A 1246-nucleotide genomic window follows, 5' to 3' on the forward strand; every position below is an offset into this window, starting at 1 on the left:
TCCGGCGAGCCGGATCTGCTGCGGCAGATGGTCACCACGATGGCCGAGGCGTTGATGGCGGCCGAGGCCGATGGCTTGTGCGGGGCCGACTACCGGCAGCGGTCGGCCGAGCGGGTCAACTCCCGCAACGGCTACCGGTCCCGCGAGTGGGACACCCGGGCCGGGACGGTGGAGCTGGCGATTCCCAAGCTGCGCAGCGGGTCGTATTTCCCTGAGTGGCTGCTGGAACGCCGCCGGCGGGCCGAGCAGGCGCTGGTGTCGGTGGTGGCCACCAGCTATCTGCTGGGGGTGTCGACGCGGCGGGTGGACAAGCTGGTCGAGCAAATGGGCATCAAGGGCATCTCCAAAAGCCAGGTCTCAGAGATGAGCAAGATCCTGGACGTGCAGGTCACCGCGTTCCGCAACCGCGCTCTGGACGCCGGCCCGTATGCCTTCGTCTGGGTCGACGCCCTCACCCAGAAGGTCCGTGAGGGCGGCCGGATCGTCAACGTGCACGTCCTGGTCGCCACCGGCGTCAACATCGACGGGCATCGCGAGATTTTGGGAGTGGAGGTGACCTCGGCCGAGGACGGCGCGGGCTGGGTGGCGTTCCTGCGCGGCCTGGTCGCCCGTGGCCTGACCGGTGTCCAATTGGTCATCTCCGATGCGCACCACGGCCTGGTCGAAGCGATCGGGTCCACGCTGCCGGGCGCGGCCTGGCAGCGCTGCCGCACCCACTACCTGCGCAACCTGCTGACCAAGGTGCCCAAGACGGCGCAGCCGTGGGTGGCCACCATGGTGCGCACCATCTTCGACCAGCCCGACCCCGACCAGGTCGTCGCCCAGCACGCCCGGGTCGTGGACTGCCTGGAGGCCAAGCACCCGGCCGCCGCCACGCATCTGGACGAGGCCAAAGGCGATCTGCTGGCCTTCACCGGCTTCCCGCGCGGGCTATGGCGCCAGATCTGGTCCAACAACCCGCAGGAACGGCTGAACAAGGAGATCCGGCGCCGCACCGACGTGGTCGGCATCTTCCCCGACCGCACCGCCATCATCCGCTTGGTCGGTGCCGTGCTGATGGAACAGACCGACGAATGGACCGAGGCCCGCCGCTACATGGGCTTGGACCTACTCGCCAAAGCCCGCCTACGAATGATCTCCGGCGAAACGCCGAACCAGAACATCGACCAGCAGCAACTCACCGCCTAACCTGCACAAACAGATCACGCGGAGGCCGATCTCTTACACCACTCCGCTGGACGTGACC

Annotated in this window: 1 protein-coding gene; it reads left to right on the plus strand. The window is 67.8% G+C overall.

Translation table 11 applies throughout. The features are described from left to right. Positions 1-1188 (plus strand): IS256 family transposase (locus AH6_RS41900; RefSeq protein ID WP_174555173.1); only part of this gene is annotated, 1188 nt, incomplete at its 5' end. Positions 1189-1246 lie beyond the last annotated feature (58 nt).

The organism is Actinomadura hibisca NBRC 15177, assembly GCF_001552635.1.
Classification (GTDB): domain Bacteria; phylum Actinomycetota; class Actinomycetes; order Streptosporangiales; family Streptosporangiaceae; genus Spirillospora; species Spirillospora hibisca.